This window comes from Amycolatopsis sp. cg9, assembly GCF_041346945.1.
Classification (GTDB): Bacteria; Actinomycetota; Actinomycetes; order Mycobacteriales; family Pseudonocardiaceae; genus Amycolatopsis.
Genome location: NZ_CP166850.1, coordinates 9,389,279 through 9,407,413, shown reverse-complemented (window position 1 = coordinate 9,407,413; position 18,135 = coordinate 9,389,279). Strand labels below are relative to the sequence as shown.

The following is an 18,135-nucleotide window of genomic DNA, read 5'->3' as shown; positions in this document are numbered from 1 at the left end:
GCTGGCTCGGTTTTTTGCGCGGAGTTACGCTCCTGCGCATGCCCGAAGAGCTGCTCGACGCGACCGACCACGAGATCCTCGGCCTGCTGCGCGAGGACGCCCGCCGGACGCTGTCCGACATCGCCGGCCGCGTCACCCTCTCCACGGCCGCGGTCAAGCGCCGCATCGACCGGCTGCGGGAGACCGGCGTGATCACCGGCTTCACGGTCCAGGTCGACCACGCGAAGCTGGGCTGGGGCATCGAGGCGTTCACCGAGCTGCGCTTCGTCGGCAACACGAAGGTCGCGGAGATCCTGCGCACGACGACCCGCATGCCCGAGGCCCAGGCGGTGTTCACGATCGCGGGCGACCCGGACGCGCTGGTGTGGCTGCGGGTGCGCGACATGGCCCACCTGCAGAAGACGATCGACGAGATCCGGCGGCACCACCAGGTGACCGGGACGAAGACGTTGATCGCGCTGGAGTCGTGGTCCCGGGGCAGCTGACGTGCTCACGACGCTGGCGCGGCGGCCGGACCTGGCCGAAGCCGTCTACGCCATCCCGTACCCGCCGGGTTCGCCGGCGTTCATGGCGGGCAGCCTCACGAGCCTGCTGGTGCGCGGCCGCCGGGTGGCGCGCCGCTGGCCGCACCTCGTCGTGGCGTTGCTGGCGCACGAGCAGCCGATCGCCCGCGGGATCATGGTGCCGTTCCGCGGCCGCGGGGAGTTGCCCGCCCGCGGCTGGGACGAGGTGGCGGTGTGGGCCGCGGAGGACGCGCTCGACGACGCCGAGCCGGACACCGCGGGCGCGCTGGAGATCGCCGTGCACCCGGAGCACCAGGGCCGTGGCCACTCCGGCACCGTGCTGGCGGCGATGCGCGAAGCCGCGGCGGCGGCCGGACTGGGGTCGCTGGTGATCCCGGTCCGGCCGCCGGACAAGGCGGCGGTGCCGTCGAGGCCGATGCGCGAGTACGCCGCGGAGACCCGCGCGGACGGGCTGCCCGCCGACCGCTGGCTGCGCACCCACGTCCGCGCGGGCGGCCGCATCGAAGCCGTCGCCCCCTGCTCGGCGACGGTCCAGGCGCCGCTCGAGGACTGGCGGCGCTGGACGGGGCTGCCGTTCGACCGCGACGGCGCCGTGACCGTCCCGGGCGCGCTCGCCCCGGTGTTCGTCTCGACGGCCCAGGACTTCGCGGTCTACGTCGAGCCGAACGTCTGGGTGTCGCACCCGGTCCGTTAGCCGCGCAGCAGGACTCCGGACGTGCGCTCCCGCTCGAAGAAGAACTCCGGCCACTCGAGCCCGTCCGGCGGGGCCTGGATCGCGGTCGCCCGCCGCCGCAGTTCGTTCAGGTAGTTCGTGTCCAGGATCGCCCGCGCCGACAGCGGTTCACGCAGCAGGGTGGCCGCCGGTCCTTCGTACAGGTACGCGTCCACGCCCGGGTATCCCCGGGTGCCCGGCGGGTAGTCGCGGTTCACCGGGAAGTACATCGTCTCGAGCCCGCCCAGCCAAGACCCCCGAAGCGGCACCAGCGCGGGCCACGACCCCAGCCGCTGCTCGAGCCGGGCGTTGTCCGCGGTGAACCCGCGGTGGTCCGCGACGACGTACGCCGCCCCGGGGTGCGCGCGCTCCAGCTGCGCGACCGCGCCACTGCCGCCGTCGTGCGTGAGGTGCCCGAGGCCGAACAGCATCAGGACTTTCCGGTGCTTCCGCAGCACCTGCGTTTCGACCACCGAGGTGATCGTCGCGTCGCGGTCCAGGAACGGCTCCAGGTCGGCCGGGGCCTGGACGCGGCTCCAGTCGACCGGCGGGTCGCACGCCAGCACGCGGATCTTCCGCTCGGCGGGCAGCGTCGTGTTGACCTGCCGCACCAGCGCGAACAGCTGCTCGTAGAACGTCGAGAACCCGCAGCTCGGCTGGGTCGTGTCGCGCCAGACGCGGCTGATGTCCGGGACGTCGCCGCCGGCGGTGTAGCTGTCCAGCAACGGCTGCAGCAGCGAATTCCCGCACTCCACGGCGATGTCGTTCACGCGGCCGGGGAAGCGCGGGTCGCGGACGAGGTCGAACAGGAACGGCCCGACGTCCGGGCTGGACTTCGCGACGATCGCGTGGTCGTCGAACGCGGCGAGGAGAGCGCCCGCGGGGTCGGCGGGCGGGCGGGGCTGACCCGCGTCCGCCGGTGCGGCGAACAGGGTGACGGCCGCCAGGACGGCCAGGAAGAGTCGCATCGAGGCTCCATGACTAGTTCCCCCACTGTCTTACGACTGTAAGACAACTCGACCAGCATTCAGCCGGGGCCGGGCGGTTGTCAAGGCCGGGTCAGTGCCGGAACGCCTCCGCGAGCCACCACGAACCGCCGTCGTCGGCGATCTTCGCGTCGATCACCAGCGGCGCGGTCCGCGGGCCGGCCAGCCACTCGCGCACCGCGAACAGGTCTTCGGCCGACCGGACCGTCACGCCCGCACAGCCGAAGCCGCGGCCGACGGCGGCGAGGTCGGAGTCGGGGAAGCGGACCGTCGTCATGTCGGCGTCGCCGAAGTGGTGGATCTCCGCGCCGTAGGCCGCGTCGTTGTAGACGACGACCACCAGCGGCAGCTTCAGCCGGACCGCGGTGTCCAGTTCGGACAGTGCCATGTGGAACCCGCCGTCGCCGGTGCCCAGTACGGGCAGGCGGTCCGGGCGGGCGAGCGCCGCGCCGATCGCCGTGCCCAGGCCCAGCCCGATGCTCTGGAACGCCTGCGTGAAGCAGAATCCGTGCTCGTCGGGCACCGAGAGGTAGGCGCTCGGGTAACCCATGAAGTTGCCGGAGTCGATCGAGACGATCCGCTCCGCCGGCAACAGCTCGTCGAGGAGCTTGCTCAGCGTCCGCGGGTCGATGCGCCCGCCGCGGGACAGGTCCTCGTGCTCGACGTCGTTCCAGCGCCCGGCCGCGATCCGGGCGGCGACGTACTCGGTGCGGTAGCCCTCGCGCTCCTTCGCCACGGCCAGCACCTCGGCCGCGGTGCCCGCGACGTCGCCGACGACGCCGAGGTCGACCGGCCGGTGCGCGCCGAGGGCCGCCTGCTCGACGTCGACCTGGACGAGTTTCGCGTGCGGGCTGAGGAGCTTGCCGTGCCAGGTGGTCCACATGTTCAGCGCGCAGCCCCAGCCGACGACGAGGTCGGCGCCCAGGATCAGCTCGGCCGCGGCCGGCGACGCGAACCCGCCCGAAATGCCCATCGCGAACTCGTCGCCGTGGAAGAGCCCGTGCGCGACGGCGGACGTCGCCAGCAGCGCACCGCACCGCGAAGCCAGTTCCCGCAACGGTTCCCGGCTGCCGCGGGAGCCGCGGCCGGCGATGAACACCGGCCGTTCGGCGGCCGCCAGGAGGTCCGCGAACGCGGCCACCGAAGCGGGGTCCGGTCGCACCGCCGCGGGGCCGGGGACGGCCGGCAGCGGGGGCGGCGCGGGCGCGGGCGCGGCCTGGACGTCGAGCGGGAGGTTCAGCACGACCGTCCGCCGCTGCTGGCGCGCGGTCCGGAAGGCCCGCACGGTGTCGGCGACCGCGCTCGCCGCCGAGTGCACGCGCTCCGGCACCGCCCCGACCGCGGCGGCCAGGCCGTCCTGGTCGACGCGGAAGTTGGACAGCACCGACGCGCCCGCGGAGTCGGCGGTCAGCACGAGCATCGGCGTCCGGCTCTTGGCGGCTTCGGTGATCCCCGTGACGGCGTTGGTCAGCCCGCAGCCCTGGTGCAGCGACAGCACCGACACCTTCCCGCTCATCCGGGCGTAGGCGTCGGCCATGCTCGCGGCACCGCCCTCGTGGCGGGCGGCGACGAACCGGACGCCGCCCGCGCGCAGCGCGTTGGTCACCTCGAAGTTGCCGCTGCCCACCACCCCGAACGCGGTGCCGGCGCCGAGGCCGGCGAGGGTGCGGCCGACGAGCTCCGCGACGTTCACCGCTCCACCAGCGCCAGCACGCGCGCCGGGCTGCCGGAGCCGCCGACGATCGGCAGCGGCGAGACCACCAGCAGCGTCCCGGTCGGCGGCAGCGCGGCCAGGTTCCGCAGCTGCGTCAGGCCGTGCTTCCCCGCGCCCAGCAGGAGTTCGTGGCAGGGGAACATCGGCTCGAGCGCGGGTGCCTGCCCCGCGTCGGTCCCGACGGTCTCGACACCGAGGCCGGTGATCGGCGTTTCCTCGGCGAGCCACCGCGCGCACTCGGGCGAGACGCCGGGGGAGTGCGCCCCGGTCTCGTCGGCGTTGAGGAAGTCGCCCTGGTCCTCGCTGCGCGCGTCCCAGCCGGTGCGGTAGAGCAGCCAGCCGCCGTCGGGCAGCGGCCCGTGCTCGGCCGTCCAGGCGCGGACGTCGTCGACGGACAGCAGGAAGTCCGGGTCCTGCGCCGCCCGCGCGGAGAAGTCGAGGACGACCGCGGGCGCGACGAGCGTCTTCAGCGGCACCCGCGAGACGTCGTGACCGTCCTTTCCGGACACCCAGTGCACCGGGACGTCGAGGTGGGTGCCGGTGTGCTCGCCGGTGTGGATGTCGTTCCAGTACCAGCGCGGCCCGCGCTCGTCGTAGCGGCTGATCTCTTCGAGGCGGAAGGGGATGGTGTTGGCGAACGGCTCCGGCAACTGCAGGATCGGCGTGCTCGAGCTCAGGGGCGCGGTGAGGTCGACGATCTCGACCGCTCCCGAGGTGATCGCCTCGCTCAGCCCGTCCAACAACGACATGCCTGCCTCCCGGTGCCGGTGTGCCTCTCGGTCGAGACCCTATGCCCGCGGGAGCCGCCTTGACAGCGCCGCGCTTCCCGGTGTTGTCTTACTGCCGTAGGACAGTAGGAGGTCCGGTGATCGAGTTCGTCCTGGACGGCCGTTCCCGGGTCGCCACGTACATGCAGCTCGCCGTGCAGGTGAAGCAGGCGCTGCGGGTCGGCCTGCTGCGCCCCGGCGACCAGCTGCCGAAGGTCCGCGACGTCGCCCAGGACCTGGCGATCAACCCGAACACGGTGCTCAAGGCCTACCGCGAGCTGGTCCTCGAAGGCCTGGCCGAGGGACGGCCGGGGGTCGGCACGTTCGTGACGCGCGACCTGGCCGGCCCGTCCCTGGGCGCGCAGGCACACCTGCGGGACGAGCTGGTCGCCTGGCTGGAGCGCGCCGAGGCGGCGGGGATGACGCCGGACGACATCGCGGCGCTGATCGAGACGACGGTGCGCGGGACAGCGGCGCCGCGCGCGTAGTGGGGGCCGGAGATGGAGCTGGCGGTCGAAACGTCGGTGCGCGGTTCGTGGGGGCGTGGGCCGGCGCGCGGCACTCCGCTGCCGCGCTGGCACTAGGGGGCCGGGATGGAGCTGGCGGTCGAAACCCGCGGCCTGGGCAAGCGCTACCGGCGCACCTGGGCCCTGCGCGACTGCGCACTGGCCGTCCCCGCCGGGCGGATCGTCGCCCTCGTCGGGCCGAACGGTGCGGGTAAGACCACCCTCCTGCACCTGGCCGCCGGGCTCTTGCGGCCGGATTCGGGCGAGGTGCGGGTGTTCGGCCACCCGCCCGCCGCCGCGCTCGCCGAAATCGGGTTCGTCGCTCAGGACACCCCGCTCTACCGGGACTTCACCACCGCCGAGCTGATCACCATGGGCGGCAAGCTCAACCGCCGCTGGGACGCCGCGGCGGCGCGGGAGCGGCTCGCCGGCGTTCCGCCGGACCGGCCGGCCGGCAAGCTCTCGGGCGGGCAGCGCGCACAGGTCGCGCTGGCGCTCGCGCTGGCCAAGCGGCCGCGGCTCCTCCTGCTCGACGAACCCATCGCGAGCCTGGACCCGCTGGCCCGCCGCGAGTTCCTGCGGACGCTCATGGGCGCGGTGGCCGAGGACGGGACCACCGTGCTGCTGTCGTCGCACCTGCTGACCGACCTCGAACGCACCTGTGATCACCTGATCGTGCTCCAGGACGCCCGCGTCCGGCTGGCCGGGCCGGTCGACGAACTGCTCGACGCGCACCGCACGGTCGTCGGCCCGCGGGCCGGCAGCGACGACATCGCGGGCGTCGCGCAGATCATCCGCGCTCACCACTCCGCACGCCAGGCGACGCTGCTGGTGCGCCGCGCCGGGCCGATCGATCCACTGTGGACAGAGCATGAAGTCGGCCTGGAAGACCTGGTGCTCGGGCACCTCGGCGCGGCGGAGGTGCCCGCGTGCTCTGGCTGACCTGGCGCCGCCACCGCAAGCCCGCGCTGTTCACGCTCGTCGTGTTCGGCCTGCTCGCCGCGGTCGTGGTGCCGACGGGACTGGCGATGCGCGAGAAGTTCGACGGCTACGGCCTCGGGGCGTGCCGCGCGGCGCTCGGCACCGCGTCGATGGTCACGCAGACCGAAGCGGTGGCGCGGTGCGAAAGCCTCAGCCACCAGTTCCAGCGGGAGTTCGGGAACCTGCAGTTCGTCGCCGTCCTGTTCGTGGTCCTGCCGGCGCTGGTCGGCGTGTTCTTCGGCGCGCCGCTGGTGGCCCGCGAGGTCGAGCAGGGCACCCACCGCCTGGTGTGGACCCAGGGTGTGAGCCGGCTGCGGTGGGCGCTCACGACGTTCGGCCTGACCGGCGCGATCACGGCGGTACTGGCGGCCGGGTACGCGCTGGGCGTGTCGTGGTGGTTCGAGCCGCTGGTCACCGCGAGCACCGGCCGGCTCGCCTTCCTCGCGTTCGACGTCCAGGGCATCGTGCCGGTGGTGTACACGCTCTTCGCGCTGGCGCTGGGGATCTTCGCGGGGACGTACTGGCGGCGCGTGGTCCCGGCGATGGCGCTCGCGCTGGCCGGGTACGCGGTGGTCCGCGTCGCGGTCGAGGTCCTCGCCCGGCCGCGCTACCTGCCGGCGCAGGTGCGGACTTTCTCCCCGGCCGGCACGCAGACGCCGAACCCGGCGTCGGGCGACTGGGTCCTGACCCAGAGCGTCCGCGACGAGGCGGGGCGGGTGGTGCTCCCGCAGGCCCGGATCGGCCCGTGCCCGGCCGGGCAGTGCCCGGCCGACCCCGGCACGGCCAACTGGCTGGAATTCCAGCCGGGGGACCGGTTCTGGGCGTTCCAAGCCATCGAAACCGGCATCTTCGCGGTGCTGACGGCGGCGCTGGTCTACTTCGCGATCCGCCGCATCCGCACCATCGCCTGACCCCGCGGCGCCGACGAACGGCGGATTTACAACGTTGTATCAACCGGGTAAGACTGCTTTTACAACGTTGTAACGACGAGCGGAGGCTGATACCCGTGTCGCTGAGCCGCAGGCAGTTCGTCACCGGAGCCGTCGCCGCCACGCTGCTGACCGGGGCGAACGCACCGGACGCCGTCGCCGGCGCGCTGCGCCGCCGGACGGTCGCCCCCGCGTACGGCGGCCTCTACACGCCGAACGCGGCGCCGCTGCGGCCCACCGCCTTCCTCAAGCTCCCGCCCGGCGCCGTCACCGCCCGCGGCTGGCTCGCCGGGCAGCTGCGGCTCCAGCTCGACGGCCTCTGCGGGCACTACGCCGAGACGTCGCACTTCCTCGACTTCGCGACCAGCGGCTGGGTCCACCCGGAGCGCGGCGGCTGGGAGGAAGTGCCGTACTGGCTGCGCGGCTACGTCGACCTCGCCGCGGTCACCGGCGACGCCACCGCGAAAGCCACCGCCGCCAAGTGGATCGACGCCATCCTCGCCACCCAGCAGTCCGACGGGTTCTTCGGCCCGGCGGCCCTGCGCACCGCGCTGAACAACGGCCCCGACTTCTGGCCGTACCTGCCGCTGCTGCAGGCGCTGCGTTCCTGGCAGGAGTACACCGGCGACGCGCGGATCGTCCCGTTCCTCACCCGCTTCCTCCGCTACATGAACGCCCAGGGCAAGAGCGCGTTCGACTCCAGCTGGGTGTCCGTCCGCTGGGGCGACGGCCTGGACAGCGTGTTCTGGCTGTTCAACCGCACCGGCGACCCGTTCCTGCTCGACCTCGCCGACAAGATCCACGCCTACGGCGCGAGCTGGGTGAACAACCTCCCGAGCCTGCACAACGTCAACATCGCCCAGGGTTTCCGCGAACCGGCCCAGTACGCGCTGCGGTCCGGCAACGCGAGCCTGACCCAGGCCACCTACGCCGACTACGACACGGTCATGGCCACCTACGGCCAGTTCCCCGGCGGCGGGTTCGCCGGCGACGAGAACGCCCGGCCGGGCTTCGGCGACCCGCGGCAGGGCTTCGAAACCTGCGGGATCGTCGAGTTCATGGCCAGTCACCAGCTGCTCACCCGGCTGACCGGCGACCCGGTGTGGGCGGACCGCTGCGAGGACCTGGCCTTCAACTCCCTGCCCGCCTCGCTCGACCCGGACGGGCGCGCGGTGCACTACATCACCAGCGCCAACAGCGTCGACCTCGACAACGTGCCCAAGAGCGAAGGCCAGTTCCAGAACGGCTTCGCGATGCAGGCCTACCTGCCGGGCGTCGACCAGTACCGCTGCTGCCCGCACAACTACGGCATGGGCTGGCCGTACTTCACCGAAGAACTCTGGCTCGCCACGCCGGACAACGGGCTCGCCGCGGCGATGTACTCCGCGAGCAGCGTCACGGCGAAGGTCGGCGACGGCACCGCCGTGACCATCGCCGAGGACACCACCTACCCGTTCTCCGAGCTGGTCACCTTCACGGTCCGGACGCCGAAGCGGCTGGCGTTCCCGCTCTACTTCCGGATCCCGGCCTGGTGCGCGGCGCCGCGGCTCACCGTCGCGGGCGCGCCGGTCGCGGCGGCGGCCGGGCCGTCGTTCGTCAAGGTCGACCGGACCTGGACGAACGGCGACGTCGTCACGCTGACGCTCCCGCAGCGCACGACCCTGCGGACGTGGCAGGCGAACCACGGTTCCGTGTCCGTCGACCACGGGCCGCTGACGTACTCGCTGAAGATCGGCGAAAGCTACGAGCGGCTCGGCGGGACCGCGCAGTTCCCCGAGTACGCGGTGCACGCGACGACGCCGTGGAACTACGGACTGGCCCCGGACACGGCGTTGACCTTCGCCGCGGCCGGCGGGGCGCTCCCGGCCAACCCGTTCACTCCGGACGCGGCGCCGGTCAAGATCACCGCGACCGCGCGGAAGATCGCCGAGTGGACCGCGGACGACCAGGACGTCGTCACTCCGCTGCAGGCGTCACCGGCCCGCAGCGACGCCCCGGTGGAGACGGTCACGCTGATCCCGATGGGCGCGGCGCGGCTGCGGATCACGGCGTTCCCGACCGCTTCGCCGGACGGGAACCCGTGGCCGGCCGGCGGCGGGGGAGCGGGCTTCCGGATCGTCAACCGCAACTCCGGCAAGGTGCTCGGCGTCGATCAAATGTCCACGGCGGACAGTGCGCGGGTGGTCCAGTTCGCCGACAACGGCACCGACGACCACGTCTGGCACCTGGTCGCGAACGGCGACGGCTGGTACCGGATCCGCAACCACCACTCGGGCAAGGTGCTGGGTGTCGATCGGATGTCCACAGCGGACGGTGCGATCGTCGTGCAGTTCACCGACAACGGGACGGCGGACCACCTGTGGCAGCCGGTCGACAGCGGCGACGGCTGGTGGCGGCTGAAGAACCGCAACTCCGGCAAGGTGCTCGGCGTCGATCGGATGTCGACCGCGGACGGCGCGCAGGTGGTGCAGTTCGCCGACTCCGGGACACCCGATCACCTGTGGCAGCTGGTGCCGGACGGGCAGGTGCGGATCGAGAACCGCAACTCCGCCAAGGTGCTCGGCGTCGACCGGATGTCCACGGCGGACAGTGCACGGGTGGTGCAGTTCGCCGACAACGGCACCGCGGACCACCGGTGGACGTTCGAGCCCACGGCGGCCGGCTGGTTCCTGATCCGCAACGCCAACTCGGGCAAGGTGCTGGGCGTCGATCGGATGTCCACAGCGGACAGCGCGATCGTCGTCCAGTTCACCGACAACGGCACGCCCGACCACGAGTGGCGCCTGCGCGACGACGGCAGCGGCTGGTTCCGGATCGTGAACCGCAACTCCGGCAAGGTGCTCGGCGTCGACGTGATGTCCACGGCGGACAGCGCCCAGGTGGTGCAGTTCGGCGACACCGGGACCGCCGACCACCTGTGGCGGCTCCGTTAGCGCTTGACGCCGACGATCCCCGCCACGCACTTCGCCGAACCGGACAGCGGGGTGAGGCGGGGGCCGTCCGGCCACCACTCGTCGCACACGGCCAGCCCCGGCTCCGAAGTGGCGTTGGGCTGGACGAACTCGAGCCCCGGCAGCATGGCTTCGATCTCGGGGCGGGTGCGGAACCGGCCGGCGCCCAGCGGACCCTGGACGAGGATCTGCTCGATGCGCTTGGCGATCTCGGTCAGCTCCGGCACTTCGGGGTCGAAGAAGTGCGACAGGACCACGTAGGAGCCCGGGGCGAGCGCGTCGATGTACTCGCGCATGACGTCGACGGCGCCGTCGCCCTCGAAGTGGTGCATGGTGCCGACGTGCAGCAGCGCGACCGGCTCGGAGAAGTCGATGTGCTGCCGCACGTCGTCGTTCCCGAGCACCGCTTCCGGCTTGAAGATGTCCGCTTCGACCATGTGCGTGAAGTCGTTCTCGACGAGCAGCGCGCGGCCGTGCGCGAGAACCACCGGGTCGTTGTCGACGTAGACGACCGTGTGGTCCTTGTCGATGCGCTGGACGATCTGGTGCGTGTTCTCCGCGGTCGGCAGGCCGGAGCCGCAGTCGAGGAACTGCCGGATGCCGGTCTGCGCCGCCAGCATCCGCAGCGCGCGGTTGTGGAACCCGCGGTTGCCGCGGGCGATGTCGACCGCTTCCGGGACCGCGGTGCGGATCTTCTCCATCACCACGCGGTCGACCTCGTAGTAGTTGTTGCCGCCGAGGAACCCGTCGTAGATCCGCGCGATGCTCGGCCGGTCGGGATCGACTCCCACCGGCTTCTGGCTCGGGGACAGGGTCTCGGACATGGCGACCTCGCAGGACTTCGGCGGGTGGCGGTGCGCCACCCAGCGTAGTAGGTCGCGTCCGGGCGGTGAAGGCGAGGTCAGCCGCTCGGGCGCAGCCGCTGGTCCGGGATGTCGTCGCGGGCGCGCTCGGCGCGTTCCCGGCGCAGCCGCTCGAGGTGCTGTTCGATCCGGCGGTCGAGGTCGCGCGCGGCCTCGGACAGTTCCGTCAGGTCGCGACGGGAGCCCGGGTGGCCGATGGCCCCCGTGTCCACTTCGTCCCCTGTCCTGTCCACTGCCGGCACCTCCCGCGTCGGTTCGTTCCGTCCGCTCACCGGCGTTACTGCCCCAACGGCGGCTTGCCAAAACACGGGCCGTCGTGACGCCGGGCACGTCGTGCCGCCGTCCGGTGGACCGGGCGCCGATTCCCTGGTGCCAATTCTGACCGAGTGGTAGAAATTTGGCAGGGCCCACGTGACTTCAGGAGCTGGGGATGAGCGACCTTTCCGTGCAGCTGTACTCGGTCCGCGACGCCTTCGCGGCCGATCCCGCCGACACCCTCCGGCGGCTCGCCGCGATCGGCTTCACGCAGGTGGAGCCGTACGGCGTCGTCGAAAACGCCGAGGCGCTGCGGGCCGGGCTGCCCGCGAACGGCCTGACCGCGCCGACCGCGCACGCCCGCCTGCTCGGCGCCGACCAGGCGGCGGTGTTCGCCGCGGCCGCCGAGCTGGGCATCGGCCTGGTGATCGACCCGCTGGTCAAGCCCGAGCAGTGGCAGAACTCCGGCGACATCGCGGCGACGGCGGAGGCGCTCAACGCGGCCGCCAAGCTCGCGGCCGAGCACGGCGTGCGCGTGGGCTACCACAACCACTGGTGGGAGCTGACGTCCCGGATCGGCGGCCGCAGCGCGTTCGAGGTCCTCGCCGACCAGCTCGACCCGGCCGTCGCGCTGGAGGTCGACACCTACTGGGCCACCGCCGGCGGCGAGGACGCGCCCGCCCTGTTGCGGCGGCTCGGCGACCGGGTCCGCGCGATCCACGTCAAGGACGGCGGGCTCGCCACCGACGCCACCGGCCAGGTCCCCGCCGGGCAGGGCCGGGTGCCGGTCGCCGAAGTGCTGGCCGCCGCGCCGGCCGCGCTGCGCGTGATCGAGTTCGACGCCTACGACGGCGACCTGTTCGAAGCCATCGCCGCCAGCCACGCCTTCCTGACCGGCGCGGGCCGGTGACCGGCGGCCCGGTCGGCGTCGGGTTCGTCGGCGCCGGCGTCATCAGCGGCACCTACCTCGAAAACCTCACCGGCTTCCCGGACGTCCGCGTGCTGCGGATCGCCGACCTCGACACCGGGCGCGCGGCGGCGCGCGCGGCCGAGTACGGCGTGCCGCGGTCGGGCACGGTGGCCGAGCTGCTCGCCGACCCGGACGTCGAGCTGGTCGTCAACCTGACCGTGCCGGTCGCGCACGTCGAGGTCGGGCTCGCCGCCCTCGAAGCGGGCAAGCACGTCTGGGCGGAGAAGCCCCTCGCACTGGACCGCCAGACCGGCCGCAAGCTCCTCGATCGGGCACGGGAGAAGAACCTGCGCGTCGCCAGCGCCCCGGACACCGTCCTCGGCGCCGCACTGCAGACCGCGCGCCGGGCCGTCGACGCGGGCCGGATCGGCCGTCCCCTGACCGCACTGGCGCTGTTCCAGGTGCCGGGCCCGGAGGTGTGGCACCCGGCACCGGAGTTCTACTACCAGCCGGGCGGCGGGCCGCTGCTCGACATGGGCCCGTACTACCTGACGGCGCTGGTGCACCTGCTGGGCCCGGTCCGGCGGGTCACCGGGGCCGGCGGGCGGGCGCGGGACACCCGGGTCGTCGGGTCCGGGCCGCGGGCCGGGACGGAGTTCCCGGTGCTGGTGCCGACCACGGTCACCGCGCTCGTCGAGTTCGAGCGCGGGTCCGCCCAGCTGGTGCTGAGCTTCGACTCGGCGCTCAAGCGGACCGGGCTGGTCGAGCTGACCGGCACGCTCGGCACGGCCGTCCTGCCCGACCCCAACCGGTTCGACGAGCCGACCCGGCTGCACCTGCTCGGGCAGGAGGAACCGGAAGAGCTGGCGGCGGCCGGGCACGCGGCGTCCCGCGGCACCGGCGCGCTGGAGCTGGCGCGGGCGATCCGGGCCGGGGTGCCCGAACGCGCGTCCGGCGAGCTCGGCTACCACGTGCTCGACGCGATGCTGGCCATCGACGAGTCCATGACCCGCGGCCAGAGCGTGGAAGTCGCGAGCACGGTCGAGGTCCCGCCGCTGCTGCCGCCGGAATGGGACCCGTACGCGAAGACCCTCTAGAACGGGACGGTGAGCAGGTTCTGCAGGTAGAAACGCAGCGAGCCGACCAGGTCCACGTCGCCGGGCACGGTCAGCCACTGCACCTGGAGGCCGTCCATCAGCGCGATGAACGTCAGCGCCGCCAGCCCGGGGTCGACACCGGACCGCAGCTGGCCGCGGGCCGCGAGGACCTCGAACGACTCGTGCACGCCTTCGCGGGCGGCCCGGTAGTGGCGCTGGAAGTAGTCGTGCGCGGGGTGGTCCGGCGCGACCGCTTCGGCGGCCAGCCGCGAGTAGAGGTCGACGATCCCGGGGTGGCGGACGTTGTGCTCGGCCAGTGCGACGAAGTGGCGCAGGACTTCCAGCCCGGCCGGCACCTGGAGCTGCTCGCGCTCGGAGTCGTCGGCGTCGCGGCGTTCGAGCACGGCGGCGAGCAGGGCTTCCTTGGTGGGGAAGTGGTAGAGGAGACCGGCGTGCGAAATGCCGACGCGCTTGGCGATCTCGCGCAGCGACGAGCCGTGGTAGCCGAGTTCGCCGTACGCCACGGCGGCCGCCGTGATGATGTCCTCGCGGCGGATCCGGCCCTTCAGGTAGCCCCCGGTCACGGGGACACGGTGGTCTCGGCGGCGTGCACGGCACCATCATGCCGCAGCGGTGTTTCGCACAAACGGCGTGAGCGTCCGAACAAATCGGTTGTGCGAACGCGCGGGGCTTGCGAGCATCGCGGGGTGAAGAGCGCGGAACGGCACCAGGTGATCGTGGAGCGGCTGCGCGACGCCGACCAGGTGGGCGTCGCCGAGCTGGCCGCGGCGACCGGCGCGTCGGAGATGACCGTGCGCCGCGACCTGGACAACCTGGCTTCGCGCGGCGTCCTGCGCCGGGTTCACGGCGGCGCGGTCCCGGCGTCCCCGTCCGGCGTCGAGCCCCCGTTCGCGGCCCGCGCGACGGCGGCCGTCGCGGCGAAGCGGGCCATCGCGACCGCGGCCGCGGAGCTGATCCGCGACGGCGAGACGATCGTCCTCGACAGCGGCACGACGGCGCTGGAACTGGCGCGGCTGCTGCGCGACCGGCCGGTGACGGTGATGCCGCTGTCCCTGCACGCGGCCGGCGAACTGGCCGACTCGCCCGGCGTCCGCCTCCTGCTGCCCGGTGGCGAACCGCGGCCGGGCGAGCAGGCCTTGGTCGGCCCGCTGACGCTGGCTTCGCTGCGGGCGCTGCGGTTCGACGTGGCGGTGGTGAGCCCGTGCGCACTCGGCCTCGACGCGGGGCTGACGGCCTTCGACCTCGCCGACGCCGAGGTCAAACGGCAGGCACTGGCGGTGTCGGCGCGGACGATCGTGCTCGCCGACGGCGCCAAGTGGGGCCGCGCCGCGCTCGCCCACATCTGCCCCGCCGACCGCCCGGACGTCGTGATCACCGACCCGGGCGCCCCCGAAGACCAACGTGCGGCGCTGACCGAACGCGGCGTGCTGGTGCACGTCGCCGTCCCCACCACCACGGAGAGCCGATGACGACCGCCCCACCCCGCCCGCGCGCCGCCCGGTTCGCGACCTTCATGTTCTTCGGCCTCAACGGGTTCGGGATGGGCATGTGGGTGGTGCACATCCCGAACGTCGAGCGCGCGACCGGCATCTCGCACAGCACCCTGGGCGCGCTGCTGCTCGTGCTCGGCGGCGCCGCTTTCGCCGGCATGCAGGTGTCCGGCCCGCTCGTCGACCGCCTCGGCCACCGGCGGCTCGTGCCCGCCGCGGGGGTGTTCCTCGGCCTCGCGCTCTGCGCGCCCGGGTTCGCGGATTCGTGGTGGACGCTGGGGCTCGCCCTCGCGCTGTTCGGGTTCGGCAACGGCGCCATCGACGTCGGCATGAACGCGCACGCGGTCGTGGTCGAGCGCGCCTACCCGCGCCCGATCATGGCGGCCTTCCACGCGATGTGGTCGATCGGCGGCGCGATCGCGGCCGTCATCGGCGCCGCGACGCTCGGCGCGGGCGTACCCACCGGCGTCACGCTCACTGCCACCGGCCTGCTGTGCATCGTGCTTTCCCTGGTGTCCGCGCGGTTCCTGATGGAGCCGTCCGACGCACCGGCCGTCGTCGCGGATTCGCCGGAGCCGGTCGGGCGCCGCCGGACCCCGGGGCGCGTGGTGTGGCTGCTCGGCCTGCTGGCGCTCGCGCTGATGCTGTCCGAGGGCGTGGCGAACGACTGGGCCGCGCTGCACATGGAGAAGGTGCTCGGCACGTCGGCGTCGACGGCGGCGTTCGCGTACGGCGCCTTCGCGGTGGCCATGACGACCGGCCGGTTCCTCACCGACCGCGTCGCCGCGTGGGCGGGCCCGGCGGCGATCGTCCGCTACGGCGCGGCGCTCGCCGCGGTGGGCCTGACGATCGCCGCGGCGGCGCCCTGGGTGCCGGTGTCCCTGGTCGGCTGGGCGCTGTTCGGCCTCGGCCTCTCGGGCGGCGTCCCGCAGCTGTTCACGGCGGCGGGCAACCTGGACACCCGCGCGTCCGGCGCGCTGATGGCCCGGGTGGTCGGCCTCGGCTACGTCGGCCTGCTGGCCGGCCCGGCGGTGATCGGCGGCCTGACCCACTGGCTGCCGCTGAACGTGACCTTCGCGCTCCCGGTGATCCTGTGCGTGCTGGCGGCGTTGTTCGCCGGGGTGCTCAGCCCGAAACCGGAGCCGGCGGAACAGCCCGTCGGCTGAAGGGGACGGTGCGCTCATCCGATGCGAGGAAAGCGCCCTTCGGCTCATGACATGCGCCGAACGTCCCCTTCAGCCTCAGTGGTGGTGGGCGACGGCCTCGTGCGCCCGGTCCGCCCCCGCGCTCGGTTCGGTGTGGATCACCACCGCGGCCAGCCGCGGGATCGTGTGCAGCAGCCGGTGTTCCACCTGGTGCGCGAGCGCGTGGGCGGCTTCGACGGTCAGGTCCGCCGCCACCGTCACCGCCAGCTCGGCCCGCAGGTGGTGCCCGATCCACCGCATCCGCAGGTCCCGGGCGTCGAGCACGCCTTCGACGCCACGGGCGGTGCGTTCGGCCAGCTCGACCGACGCGGGGTCGACGGCGTCCAGCAGCCGCCGGAAGACCTCCTTCGCCGCGTCGCGCAGGACGAACAGGATCGCGACGGTGATGCCGAGCCCGACGATCGGGTCCGCGATCGGGAAGCCGAGCGCGACCCCGGCCGCGCCCGCGACGACCGCGAGTGAGGTGAAGCCGTCCGTGCGCGCGTGCAGCCCGTCGGCGACCAGCGCGGCCGAGCCGATCTCGCGGCCGACCTTGATCCGGTAGCGCGCGACGAGCTCGTTGCCGGCGAACCCGATCACCCCGGCCGCGGCGACCACCCACGGGTGCCCGACGGGCTCGGGCCGCAGCAGCCGCACCACGGATTCGTACCCGGCGACGGCCGCCGAAGCCGCGACGACCAGCACGACGACCACGCCGGCCAGGTCCTCGGCCCGCCCGAGACCGTAGGTGTAGCGCCGGGTCGCGGCCCGCCGGCCGAGCAGGAAGGCGATGCCGAGCGGCACGGCGGTCAGCGCGTCGGCGAAGTTGTGGATGGTGTCGCCCAGCAACGCCACCGACCCGGTGACCAGCACGAGCCCGAGCTGCGCGACCGCGGTGACGAACAACGCGGCGAAGGACCACACGAGCGTGCGCACTCCGCGGCGGCTGGTCTCGAGGGCGTGGTCGACGCGATCACCGCTGTCGTGGCTGTGCGGGCGCCACCGCGAGTGGCGGTGGCCGTGGCCGTGGCCAGGTCCGGTCATGGTGGCAGTCTATCTGCGCAAGCACGCAGATACGCAAGTAGTAAGGTTGCCGCCATGCACGCGTCGCTGCCGGAGTTCGACATGCCCACCGAAGAGCAGGTCCACCTGGCCGCGGAGTCGTTCCGCCTGCTCGCCGACCCGACCCGCATCAAGGTCCTGTGGGCACTGCTGCAGGGCGAGTCCTCGGTGGCCTGCCTGGCCGAACTGGCCGGCGCGGCCCCGACGGCGGTGAGCCAGCACCTGGCGAAGCTGAGGCTGGCGGGCCTGGTGAAGGGCCGCCGCGAGGGAACGTTCGTCTACTACTCGGCGGCGGACAACCACGTCCGCGGCCTCCTGGCCCAGGCACTGCACCACGCGGAGCACGTGGACCGCGACATCACCACGGACGACCACGCCCACCACCCGGCCAGCTGATCGGCTCCTGCAGCTCCGTCACCCAGCCCGCCGGATCCGCCGGGCAGTCCAGGTACAACTCCCGTTGCGCCCCCGCCGAAGCGAAACCGTGGTCGGCGATCCACCGCACCAGCGCCTGCCAGCTCGGCAGCACGCCGTCGATCGCGCCGCGGTGGACGAGCGTCGCCGCGCGCGTGGCCGGGAGGTCCGCCACCGCCAGGCCGTTCAGGTCGCCCGGGCCGATCGACGCCGGCAGTGCCGCGTGCACCACGACCTCGTCCTCCGCGCGTTGCTCGTAGTAACACGTCAGCCGCCCGGCCGGGGTCACGTCCGCGGCGGGCAGGCGGCGGCCGAGTTCCGCGCACAGCGGGCGGACGACCGGGCCGATCGACTCCGGGGCGAACCCCGCCGCGATCCCGGTCAGCTCGACCACCCGCACCGCCGGCAGCTGCTTCACCACGACGTCGGGCGCGTCGATCGTCCGCAACCGGGCTTCGACCTGCGCGAGCCGCGCCGCGCCTTCCGCCAGTGACGCCTCCAGCTCCGCCCGGCGCAGAGTGAGCATGCCGCGCACCTGCTCGACCGTGACCTCGTCGGCCAGCAGCGTGGCCACCTGCTCCAGCGTGAAACCGAGGTCCTTCAGCGCGACGATCCGGTTGAGCCGCGCCAGCTGGCCGGCGGTGTAGCTGCGGTAGCCGGTCGCCGGGTCGACGCGGGCCGGGCGCAGCAGTCCGAGCGCGTCGTAGTGGCGCAGCATCCGCACCGAAACCCGGCCGTGGCGGGCGAAGTCGCCGATCGAGAACACCGC

General features: G+C 73.2%; 19 protein-coding genes. 11 read left to right on the top strand and 8 right to left on the bottom strand.

The annotated features are described in order from the left end of the window. Positions 1–38 precede the first annotated feature (38 nt). Both AB5J73_RS43135 and AB5J73_RS43130 read left to right on the top strand, forming a co-directional pair. Complete coding sequence (locus AB5J73_RS43135) at positions 39–485, top strand: Lrp/AsnC family transcriptional regulator (protein ID WP_125313818.1); 447 nt, start codon at positions 39–41, stop codon at positions 483–485. A gap of 1 nt (position 486) precedes the next feature. Beyond that, the gene (locus AB5J73_RS43130; protein WP_370965091.1) at positions 487–1,218 is read left to right on the top strand and encodes a hypothetical protein; all 732 of its coding nucleotides are present in this window, start codon (positions 487–489) and stop codon (positions 1,216–1,218) included. Here the strand turns inward: AB5J73_RS43130 and AB5J73_RS43125 are convergent. The 3 genes from AB5J73_RS43125 to AB5J73_RS43115 form a co-directional block, all read right to left on the bottom strand. Continuing rightward, entirely contained in the window at positions 1,215–2,204 is a 990-nt protein-coding gene (locus AB5J73_RS43125) for a hypothetical protein (protein ID WP_370965089.1), read from the bottom strand. The two genes, AB5J73_RS43130 and AB5J73_RS43125, sit on opposite strands and share 4 nt — an antisense overlap. Positions 2,205–2,295: 91 nt before the next feature. Next, complete coding sequence (locus AB5J73_RS43120; protein ID WP_370965087.1) at positions 2,296–3,915, bottom strand: thiamine pyrophosphate-binding protein; 1,620 nt, start codon at positions 3,913–3,915, stop codon at positions 2,296–2,298. Further along, complete coding sequence (locus AB5J73_RS43115) at positions 3,912–4,685, bottom strand: cyclase family protein (RefSeq protein ID WP_370965085.1); 774 nt, start codon at positions 4,683–4,685, stop codon at positions 3,912–3,914. The genes AB5J73_RS43120 and AB5J73_RS43115 overlap by 4 nt, the downstream gene beginning before the upstream one ends. A gap of 116 nt (positions 4,686–4,801) precedes the next feature. Between AB5J73_RS43115 and AB5J73_RS43110 the strand changes: the two genes are divergently transcribed. From AB5J73_RS43110 to AB5J73_RS43095, 4 genes are all read left to right on the top strand, one after another. Next, complete coding sequence (locus tag AB5J73_RS43110; RefSeq protein ID WP_370965083.1) at positions 4,802–5,191, top strand: GntR family transcriptional regulator; 390 nt, start codon at positions 4,802–4,804, stop codon at positions 5,189–5,191. A gap of 105 nt (positions 5,192–5,296) precedes the next feature. Next, positions 5,297–6,151 (top strand): ABC transporter ATP-binding protein, encoded by an 855-nt coding sequence (locus tag AB5J73_RS43105; protein ID WP_370965081.1) that lies wholly within the window; start codon positions 5,297–5,299, stop codon positions 6,149–6,151. Further along, a complete protein-coding gene (locus AB5J73_RS43100) occupies positions 6,139–7,101 on the top strand; it encodes an ABC transporter permease (protein ID WP_370965079.1) in 963 nt (320 codons plus the stop codon). The genes AB5J73_RS43105 and AB5J73_RS43100 overlap by 13 nt, the downstream gene beginning before the upstream one ends. 95 nt (positions 7,102–7,196) lie before the next feature. Further along, positions 7,197–10,052 (top strand): RICIN domain-containing protein, encoded by a 2,856-nt coding sequence (locus AB5J73_RS43095; RefSeq protein ID WP_370965077.1) that lies wholly within the window; start codon positions 7,197–7,199, stop codon positions 10,050–10,052. Here AB5J73_RS43095 and AB5J73_RS43090 read toward each other — a convergent pair. Further along, positions 10,049–10,894 carry an SAM-dependent methyltransferase gene (locus AB5J73_RS43090; RefSeq protein WP_370965075.1) on the bottom strand — a complete coding sequence of 282 codons (846 nt, stop codon included), beginning with the start codon at positions 10,892–10,894 and terminating at the stop codon, positions 10,049–10,051. The genes AB5J73_RS43095 and AB5J73_RS43090 overlap by 4 nt on opposite strands. A 77-nt stretch (positions 10,895–10,971) precedes the next feature. Next, complete coding sequence (locus AB5J73_RS43085; protein WP_370965073.1) at positions 10,972–11,166, bottom strand: hypothetical protein; 195 nt, start codon at positions 11,164–11,166, stop codon at positions 10,972–10,974. A gap of 197 nt (positions 11,167–11,363) precedes the next feature. Between AB5J73_RS43085 and AB5J73_RS43080 the strand changes: the two genes are divergently transcribed. Together AB5J73_RS43080 and AB5J73_RS43075 are read left to right on the top strand one after the other, a co-directional pair. Then, positions 11,364–12,098 carry a sugar phosphate isomerase/epimerase family protein gene (locus AB5J73_RS43080; protein ID WP_370965071.1) on the top strand — a complete coding sequence of 245 codons (735 nt, stop codon included), beginning with the start codon at positions 11,364–11,366 and terminating at the stop codon, positions 12,096–12,098. Continuing rightward, positions 12,095–13,195 (top strand): Gfo/Idh/MocA family protein, encoded by a 1,101-nt coding sequence (locus tag AB5J73_RS43075; RefSeq protein WP_370965069.1) that lies wholly within the window; start codon positions 12,095–12,097, stop codon positions 13,193–13,195. The genes AB5J73_RS43080 and AB5J73_RS43075 overlap by 4 nt, the downstream gene beginning before the upstream one ends. Here the strand turns inward: AB5J73_RS43075 and AB5J73_RS43070 are convergent. Next, the gene (locus tag AB5J73_RS43070) at positions 13,192–13,779 is read right to left on the bottom strand and encodes a TetR/AcrR family transcriptional regulator (protein ID WP_370965067.1); all 588 of its coding nucleotides are present in this window, start codon (positions 13,777–13,779) and stop codon (positions 13,192–13,194) included. The genes AB5J73_RS43075 and AB5J73_RS43070 overlap by 4 nt on opposite strands. A gap of 123 nt (positions 13,780–13,902) precedes the next feature. On the opposite strand from AB5J73_RS43070, the gene AB5J73_RS43065 reads away from it, so the two are divergent. Together AB5J73_RS43065 and AB5J73_RS43060 are read left to right on the top strand one after the other, a co-directional pair. After that, complete coding sequence (locus tag AB5J73_RS43065; protein ID WP_370965065.1) at positions 13,903–14,685, top strand: DeoR/GlpR family DNA-binding transcription regulator; 783 nt, start codon at positions 13,903–13,905, stop codon at positions 14,683–14,685. Continuing rightward, the gene (locus AB5J73_RS43060) at positions 14,682–15,872 is read left to right on the top strand and encodes an MFS transporter (protein WP_370965063.1); all 1,191 of its coding nucleotides are present in this window, start codon (positions 14,682–14,684) and stop codon (positions 15,870–15,872) included. The genes AB5J73_RS43065 and AB5J73_RS43060 overlap by 4 nt, the downstream gene beginning before the upstream one ends. 75 nt (positions 15,873–15,947) lie before the next feature. Here AB5J73_RS43060 and AB5J73_RS43055 read toward each other — a convergent pair whose 3' ends face one another. Beyond that, on the bottom strand, positions 15,948–16,934 hold the full coding sequence (locus AB5J73_RS43055) for a cation diffusion facilitator family transporter (protein ID WP_370965061.1): 987 nt from the start codon (positions 16,932–16,934) through the stop codon (positions 15,948–15,950). A 54-nt stretch (positions 16,935–16,988) separates the two neighbouring features. Between AB5J73_RS43055 and AB5J73_RS43050 the strand changes: the two genes are divergently transcribed. Continuing rightward, a complete protein-coding gene (locus tag AB5J73_RS43050) occupies positions 16,989–17,348 on the top strand; it encodes an ArsR/SmtB family transcription factor (RefSeq protein ID WP_370965059.1) in 360 nt (119 codons plus the stop codon). Here the strand turns inward: AB5J73_RS43050 and AB5J73_RS43045 are convergent. Next, positions 17,311–18,132, bottom strand: a complete 822-nt coding sequence (locus AB5J73_RS43045; protein WP_370965057.1) for a MerR family transcriptional regulator — start codon at positions 18,130–18,132, stop codon at positions 17,311–17,313. The two genes, AB5J73_RS43050 and AB5J73_RS43045, sit on opposite strands and share 38 nt — an antisense overlap. Positions 18,133–18,135 lie beyond the last annotated feature (3 nt).